We start from the raw sequence: 7,159 nt of genomic DNA, 5'->3' as shown, positions 1-7,159 counted from the left end.
CGCCGCCCCCACGCCGGAGCCCCCTGCCCCATGTCCTTCCTGTCCGAAACCCTCGCCCGCGTGAAGCCCTCGCCGACCATCGCCGTGTCGAACAAGGCGCGCGAGCTGAAGGCCGCCGGGCGCGACGTGATCGGCCTGGGCGCCGGCGAGCCCGATTTCGACACCCCCGACACCATCAAGGCCGCCGCCAAGCGCGCCATCGACGAGGGGCAGACGAAATACACCGCCGTCGATGGCCTGCCGGAGCTGAAGGCCGCGATCTGCGCCAAGTTCAAGCGCGACAACGGGCTGGAGTATACCCCCGCGCAGGTCACCGTGGGCACCGGCGGCAAGCAGGTCCTCTACAACGCGCTGGTGGCCACGCTGAACCCCGGCGACGAGGTGATCATCCCCGCGCCCTACTGGGTCAGCTATCCCGACATGGTGCTGCTGGCGGGCGGCGAGCCGGTGGTCGCCGAGGCCAGCGCCCAGACCGCCTACAAGCTGACGCCCGACCAGCTGGAGGCCGCGATCACCCCGCGCACCAAATGGTTCATCTTCAACTCGCCGTCCAACCCCACCGGCGCGGGCTACACCTGGGACGAGCTGAAGGCGCTGACCGACGTGCTGCTGCGCCACCCGCATGTGTGGGTGATGTCGGACGACATGTACGAGCACCTCGTCTATGACGGGTTCGAGTTCTGCACGCCGGCGCAGGTGGAGCCCGCGCTTTATGATCGCACGCTGACGGTCAACGGCGTGTCCAAGGCCTATTGCATGACCGGCTGGCGCATCGGCTATGCCGCCGGCCCCGAGGCGCTGATCAAGGCGATGGGCAAGGTGCAGTCGCAGTCGACCTCCAACCCCTGCTCGATCTCGCAGTGGGCGGCGGTGGAGGCGCTGACCGGCCCGCAGGACTTCATCGCCGAGAACAACCGCGCCTTCGTGCGCCGCCGGGATCTGGTGGTGGCGCGGCTGAATGCCTGCGACGGGATCACCTGCCCGGTGCCCGAGGGGGCGTTCTACGTCTACCCCTCCATCGCCGGGTGCATCGGCAAGACCAGCGCGGGCGGGGCGAAGATCGTGGACGACGAGGCGTTTGCCACGGCGCTGCTGGAGGAGACCGGCGTCGCGGTGGTGTTCGGCGCCGCCTTCGGCCTGTCGCCCGCGTTCCGCGTCAGCTACGCAACCTCGGACGCGGTGCTGGAGGAAGCCTGCGACCGGATCGCGGCGTTCTGCGCCGGGCTGCGCTGAGGGCGCGGTTTCACTTCGACACGGCGCCAAGACCGTCCTTGCCGCCCAGACTGTCCAGCCCGGCAAGGAATTCCCGGCGGGACTGTGCGTAACACGCGAGGATGGCGGCCACATCCACATCGGCGGCCGACCCGGCCGCCGCCATCCGCTCCCCGCTGGTGCACAGCGCGCCCAGCGCCTCGAATCCCAGGTTGTAGGCGCTGCCCTTGATGAAGTGCAGCTCCCCCTCCAGCCGCTCGGGGGCGGGGGAGCGCGACAGCCGGTCCGCAGCCTCCTGCACCTCCGCGAGGAACAGCGCGACCACCTCGAGGAAGTCCTCGGCGCCCATGTCGCTGCGCAGCTCCGCCACACGGTCCCAGTCGATCATGTCCGCCCTCCAGTCCTGACGAGGCCGCACCATAACGCATCGACGATTAATGAAAAATGAGGACACCCCGGCGTTCCGTGCGGCCTTCACGCACCGTTAACGCGGGCCTGCGAAAACCGGGACGGATTGGCGGGCGGAGGATTGCGTGGGCGCTGCGGAACTGGATCCGACGGGACAGCCGGACGTGCTGCATCCCTGGGCCACGGTGCCCCCCGGCGTGCACCCGTCCGGGGGCGCCCGCGAAATCCTTGTGGTCGACGACAGCGCGGCGCAACGCACGGTGCTGGCACGGATGCTGGCGCGCTGGGGCTACCGCGTGCACGAGGCCGCCTCGGGCGAGGATGCGCTGGCGCTGTGCCAGCGCCTGCCGGTGGACATGGTCCTGTCGGACTGGATGATGCCGGGGATGTCGGGGATCGCCTTTTGCCGGGCGTTCCGCGCCCTGCCCCGCAGCGGCTATGGCTATTTCATCCTGCTGACATCCAAGACCGACAAGGGCGCCGTGGCGCGCGGCCTGAAGGAGGGGGCGGATGATTTCCTGTCCAAGCCTGTCAGCCCGGCCGAACTGCACGCCCGCCTGACCGCGGGCGAGCGGATCTTGCGCATGGAGCGGGAGCTTCAGGAAAAGAACCGGCTGGTGACGGAAACCCTGGCGCAGTTGCAGACGGCGCATGCCGCGCTGGGGCGCGACCTCGACCAGGCCCGACAGTTGCAACAGTCGCTGGTGCGCGAGGGCGCACACCGGTTCGGCCGTGCGCAGGTGTCGCTGATGCTGCGCCCCTCGGGGCATGTGGGGGGCGACCTGGTGGGCAGGTTTGCCATCGGCGCGCAGCGTGTGGGGCTGTTTTCCATCGACGTGTCGGGCCACGGGGTCACCGCGGCGCTGCTGGCCGCGCGTCTGGCGGGGCTGTTTTCGGGCGCGGTGCCGGAGCAGAACATCGCCCTCGTCCCGGCCGAGGCGGTGGGGGGCGCTGCCTCCGGCGGCATGCTCGGCCGCCCCCCGGCCGAGGTCGCGGACACCATGAACAAACTCATGCTGGAGGAGGTGGCGACCGACCACTACTGCACGCTTGCCTATGCCGAGGTCGACCTCGCCACCGGCGCGGTGCGACTGGTCCAGGCCGGCCATCCCCACCCGCTGGTGCAGCGCGCGGACGGCACCATCACCAGCCTGGGCGAGGGGGGCCTTCCGGTCGGCCTGATCCCCGGCGCCCGCTACACCGAGGTCGCAACGACCCTGCACGCGGGCGACCGGCTGCTGATCGTCTCGGACGGGATCACCGAATGCCCGGACGCGGCCGGGGAGGAGTTGGGGGAGGACGGCCTGGAGCGCCTCCTGCGCAGCCTCGCCGGGCAGCGTGGCCCGGCGTTGCTCGACGCCGCGCTGAGGGGCCTGAGGCGACACAGCGGCGGCCGCGACTTTCCCGACGACGTGTCCGCCGTGATGATCGAGATCGACGCCGACACCCCCGCGGCATGAGGGCCGCCCCAGCCGGACCGCGTCCCCCGGCGCACGGCCCGCTGCCGTGGCGCCCATGCCGTCCCCGCGGCCCGGCAGCGTATCGCCCCCCGCGGCCCGGGCGGGCACCCCGCCACTGGACCGAGCGACGTCAGGCCGCCGGAGCCGCCATGCGGGCGGCCGCGGGCGCCTCGGCGGCGCTCAGCGCCCGTGTTGCCGCCTCCAGTGCGCCGTCGCCGTGCGGGATCGACAGCGCCTTGAGGCCCGCGTCCATTACCGCCAGCGCCCCCAGGGTCATGTGCGCGTTGACATGGCCCATGTGCGCCAGCCGGAAGAAGCCGTGCCAGGCCTCGTCGTTCGGCTCTGCCATGCCCAGGCCGATGCCGAGGGTCACGCCCGCCTCGTCGTCGCACCAGCGCCGCAGCCGGGTGCCGTCGGGTGCGGTCAGCCGCAGCGCGGTCACGGCATGGGCGCGCGCCGACGGGTCGGCGATGTTCAGGGCCATCGCGCCGCCGCGGCCCCAGGCCTCGGCCGCGGCCCAGACCGCGCGCGCCAGCGTCGCATGGCGGGCCCAGACTGAGGCCATCCCCTCCTCGTGCACCAGCATGTCGAGCGATTCGCGCAGACCAAAGAGGTGATGCGTCGGCGCCGTCCCGCAAAAGTACTGATAGAAGAACTCGGGTGCCACGCGCGGCTCCCAGTTCCAGTACGGGGTGCGCAGGTCCGCGCGCCCGCCCTGCGCGCGCGCCTTGTCCGAGAACCACACGAAGGCAAGGCCCGGCGGCAGCATCAGGCCCTTCTGGCTGGCCGCCACCGCGACATCCACGCCCCAGGCGTCGAGGTGGAACTCCTCGCAGCCCATCGCGGCGATGCCGTCGACCATGAACAGCGCCGGATGCCCGGCCGCGTCGATCGCCGCGCGCAGAGCCGGCAGGTCGTTGCGCGCCGTGGTCGCGGTGTCGACGTGGGTGCACAGCACCGCGCGCAGCGCATGCCCGCGATCCCGCGCAAGCCGCTCGGACAGGCGGGCGGGATCGGCCGGGCTGTGGCGGCCGAAGTCCATGATCTCCACATCCACGCCCATGCCCGCCAGGCTGGCGGCCCAGCCATGGCCAAAGCGCCCGGTGGCCAGCAGCAGCACCTTGTCGCCGCGGCTGAGGACGTTGGCGTTCGCCGCCTCCCAGCCGGCGTGGCCGTTGCCGATGTAGATGGCGACATGCCCGCCCTCGGCGCCCGCGACGCGCTTGAGGTCGGGGATCATCGCGTCCGTCATCTCCAGCAGCGCACCCTCGTAGATGTTCGGGGCTTCGCGGTGCATGGCCCGCAGCACCCGGTCAGGCACCACCGAGGGGCCGGGAATGGCATGATAGGACCGGCCGTGGCGCAGACTCATGGGGGATCTCCGACGAAACGATGGACCAATCCAAACCGGTTAGGCGAGGCACACGACCGCGTCAATCACCCCGCGCGGCGCTCAGAACACGCCTTCGGGAAATATGTGGCCGGTCGCCCCCAATGGCAGCGACTTGTCCCAGGCGACATCGCCGCGCCGCAGCGGACGATAGAGGTGGGGAAACAGCTGCCCCCCCCGCGACGGCTCCCACCTGAGGGCCGCGCCGAGGATCGTGCTGTCCAGCGCCACCAGCACGAGGTCGCTTTCGCCCGCGAAATGGCGCGCCGCCGTCTCGGCGACCTGTGCCGCGGTGGACAGGTGGATGAACCCGTCGGCCAGATCGACGGGCGCGCCCGTGCTTTCGCCCGCCGCGCACAGCGCGTCCCACTCGGCGCGCCGAAAGATCTTGAAGACCATCATCGTCCGGTGTGATGCCCGCTTGCCCTCCTTCGGTCAATCCCGCAAACGCTAGGGCTTTCCTGCGGGCCGCGCGGGCGGCACACTGCGGCCATGTGCGGCCGTTTCACCCTGACCCACCCGACCGAGGCGCTGGCGCGGCTGTTCGACGCCGCCCCCGCCAATGACCTGCCGCCCGGCCCGCGCTTCAACATCAGCCCGACGCAGCCGGTGGCGGCGGTGGTGTCGGATCCGGGCGGGGGGCAGGACGGACAGCAGGGCGGGCGGCGGCTGACAACGATGCGCTGGGGCTTCGTGCCGTCGTGGTACGATCGCCCGGGCGCCGGCCCGCTGCTGATCAACGCCCGCGCCGAAGGCATCGCCGACACGCCCGCGTTCCGTGCGGCGGCGCGCACCCGGCGCTGCCTGATCCCGGCCAGCGGGTTTTACGAATGGACGACTGAGGACGACGGCAAGCAGCCCTGGTACATCCATCCCCCCGGTGGGGAGGTGCTCGCGCTGGCCGGTGTCTGGCAGGTGTGGGAACGCGACGGCACGCGGCTTGTGACCTGCGCCATCGTGACCTGTGCGGCGAACGCTGCGCTGTCGGCGCTGCACCACCGGATGCCGGTGGTCATCGCGCCCGCCGACCAGGCGCTGTGGCTGGGCGAGGCCGGGCACGGCGCGGCCCGCCTGATGCGCCCGGCGCCCGACGATGCGCTGGCGGTGCGCAAGGTCGGCCGGGCGGTGAACGCCAACCGGGCCGACGGCGCCGCGCTGCTGGAGGCGGTGCCCTGAGGCGCCTCGGCCCCGCATCAGCCCTGCCGCACTCCGGCGATCACCCGCGTCACCAGCATCGCCAGCGTCAGCGCGCCCAGCGCGACCACCAGCGGGTTCTCGAACCGCGCCACCATCCAGGCATGGGACAGCGCGATCAACGTCGCGGGCCACACCAGCAGGTGCAGCGCGCTCCAGCGCCGCAAGGTCAGCGCGCGCAGCGCGGCATTGGTGGAGGTCGCCGCCAGCGGCAGCAGCAGCAGCAACGCCGCCAGCCCCAGTTGCAGGTGCAGCATCGTCGTGATCTCGGCCCAGATGAAGGCCGCGATCCCGGCCTGGTCAAGCGCCGCCCAGATGCCCAGATGTGCCGCGCCATAGCCAAAGGCCCACAGCCCCATCGGTCGGCGCGCGGCGAACAGCGGGCGCCACTGGGCCGCGATGTGCAGCGGGCCCAGCGCCAGCGTGGCCACCAGGAACACCAGCGCGAACCGGCCGGTCCAGTGCAGCAGCGCCTCGTCCGGCACGAAGCCCAGGGCGCCGGTCTGCCACTGCCACGCCAGCCACAGCCCCGGCACCGCGCCCGCCAGCGCCACCGCCCAGCCGACAAGGGCAAACGCGCGCATCAGAAATTCTCGGTCAGGTCCATGCCGGCATAGAGGTGGGCGACCTCCTCGGCGTAGCCGTTGAACATCTCGGTTCGGATGCGCCCGCCGTCGGGCAGGCGGCGCTCGGTGGCCTGGTGCCAGCGGGGGTGGCGCACCGTGGGGTTCACGTTGGCGAAAAAGCCGTATTCGCGGGGCTGGCGTTCCTCCCAGCTGCTGACGGGACGGGTTTCGCGCACATCGATGCGCACCACCGACTTGATCGACTTGAAGCCGTATTTCCACGGCACCACGAGGCGGATGGGCGCGCCGCTCTGGTTGGGCAGGACCTCGCCGTACATGCCGACGGCCATCAGGGTCAGCGGGTGCATCGCCTCGTCGATGCGCAGCCCCTCGCGGTAGGGCCAGTCGAGGATGCCGCTGGTCTGGTTGGGCATCTGCTCGGGGTCGTGCAGGGTGTGAAACTCGACGTAGCGCGCGCGCGAGGTCAGCCCGGCTTCGGCCAGCATCAGATGCAGCGGGAACCCCACCCAGGGGATCACCATCGACCAGCCCTCGACGCAGCGGAGGCGATAGACGCGCTCCTCCAGCGGGTGGCGGGTCAGGATGTCCTCGATGCCCAGGGTGCGGGGGCGCTCGACCGCGCCGGTGATCGCGACGCTCCAGGGCGTGGGGCGCAGGTGGTGGGCATGGGCGGCGGGATCTTCCTTGGCGGTGCCGAACTCGAAGAAATTGTTGTAGTTGGTGGCGACCTCGAACGGGGTGTGCGCCTCGTCGGTGGAGGCGGGCCAGGGCGCGGCCCCGGGCAGCGACAGACCGGCCCGCGCCGGCCCGCCGGGGGCCGCCGCGAGTGCCGCCATGCCGGCGACCAGCGCGCGCCGGTTCAACCAGGCCGCGCGCGGGGTGATGTCGCGGGCGGGGATCGTAGGGGC

At 71.7% G+C, this 7,159-nt stretch carries 8 protein-coding genes; 3 read left to right on the top strand and 5 right to left on the bottom strand.

Annotation, left to right across the window (positions count from 1 at the left end):
* Positions 1-30 precede the first annotated feature (30 nt).
* A complete protein-coding gene (locus tag CCR87_RS05745; RefSeq protein ID WP_201156606.1) occupies positions 31-1,233 on the top strand; it encodes a pyridoxal phosphate-dependent aminotransferase in 1,203 nt (400 codons plus the stop codon).
* 10 nt (positions 1,234-1,243) lie between these two features.
* Here CCR87_RS05745 and CCR87_RS05740 read toward each other — a convergent pair whose 3' ends face one another.
* Positions 1,244-1,600, bottom strand: a complete 357-nt coding sequence (locus CCR87_RS05740) for an Hpt domain-containing protein (RefSeq protein ID WP_201156605.1) — start codon at positions 1,598-1,600, stop codon at positions 1,244-1,246.
* Between the two features lie 145 nt (positions 1,601-1,745).
* Between CCR87_RS05740 and CCR87_RS05735 the strand changes: the two genes are divergently transcribed.
* Entirely contained in the window at positions 1,746-3,080 is a 1,335-nt protein-coding gene (locus CCR87_RS05735; RefSeq protein ID WP_338048883.1) for a PP2C family protein-serine/threonine phosphatase, read from the top strand.
* 130 nt (positions 3,081-3,210) lie between these two features.
* On the opposite strand, the gene CCR87_RS05730 is transcribed toward CCR87_RS05735, so the two are convergent.
* On the bottom strand, positions 3,211-4,452 hold the full coding sequence (locus CCR87_RS05730) for a pyridoxal-phosphate-dependent aminotransferase family protein (RefSeq protein WP_201156604.1): 1,242 nt from the start codon (positions 4,450-4,452) through the stop codon (positions 3,211-3,213).
* 81 nt (positions 4,453-4,533) lie between these two features.
* Positions 4,534-4,872 carry a DUF952 domain-containing protein gene (locus tag CCR87_RS05725; protein ID WP_201156603.1) on the bottom strand — a complete coding sequence of 113 codons (339 nt, stop codon included), beginning with the start codon at positions 4,870-4,872 and terminating at the stop codon, positions 4,534-4,536.
* Between the two features lie 90 nt (positions 4,873-4,962).
* Here CCR87_RS05725 and CCR87_RS05720 point away from each other — a divergent pair, with 90 nt between their 5' ends.
* A complete protein-coding gene (locus CCR87_RS05720) occupies positions 4,963-5,646 on the top strand; it encodes an SOS response-associated peptidase (protein ID WP_201156602.1) in 684 nt (227 codons plus the stop codon).
* Between the two features lie 17 nt (positions 5,647-5,663).
* On the opposite strand, the gene CCR87_RS05715 is transcribed toward CCR87_RS05720, so the two are convergent.
* Both CCR87_RS05715 and msrP read right to left on the bottom strand, forming a co-directional pair.
* Positions 5,664-6,248 carry a ferric reductase-like transmembrane domain-containing protein gene (locus CCR87_RS05715; protein WP_201156601.1) on the bottom strand — a complete coding sequence of 195 codons (585 nt, stop codon included), beginning with the start codon at positions 6,246-6,248 and terminating at the stop codon, positions 5,664-5,666.
* Positions 6,248-7,150, bottom strand: a complete 903-nt coding sequence (gene msrP, locus CCR87_RS05710) for a protein-methionine-sulfoxide reductase catalytic subunit MsrP (protein WP_201156607.1) — start codon at positions 7,148-7,150, stop codon at positions 6,248-6,250. The genes CCR87_RS05715 and msrP overlap by 1 nt, the downstream gene beginning before the upstream one ends.
* Positions 7,151-7,159: the final 9 nt, after the last annotated feature.

It is taken from the genome of Rhodobaculum claviforme (assembly GCF_016653255.1).
GTDB classification, from domain to species: Bacteria; Pseudomonadota; Alphaproteobacteria; order Rhodobacterales; family Rhodobacteraceae; genus Rhodobaculum; species Rhodobaculum claviforme.
The sequence above is the reverse complement of the archived record's forward strand: the minus strand, read 5'-3'. Positions and strand labels throughout refer to the sequence as shown.

Coding starts and splice junctions, on each gene's coding strand:
- CCR87_RS05745 (WP_201156606.1), top strand. CDS start 31: ATGTCCTTCCTGTCCGAAACCCTCGCCCGCGTGAAGCCCTCGCCGACC.
- CCR87_RS05740 (WP_201156605.1), bottom strand. CDS start 1,600: ATGATCGACTGGGACCGTGTGGCGGAGCTGCGCAGCGACATGGGCGCC.
- CCR87_RS05730 (WP_201156604.1), bottom strand. CDS start 4,452: ATGAGTCTGCGCCACGGCCGGTCCTATCATGCCATTCCCGGCCCCTCG.
- CCR87_RS05725 (WP_201156603.1), bottom strand. CDS start 4,872: ATGATGGTCTTCAAGATCTTTCGGCGCGCCGAGTGGGACGCGCTGTGC.
- CCR87_RS05720 (WP_201156602.1), top strand. CDS start 4,963: ATGTGCGGCCGTTTCACCCTGACCCACCCGACCGAGGCGCTGGCGCGG.
- CCR87_RS05715 (WP_201156601.1), bottom strand. CDS start 6,248: ATGCGCGCGTTTGCCCTTGTCGGCTGGGCGGTGGCGCTGGCGGGCGCG.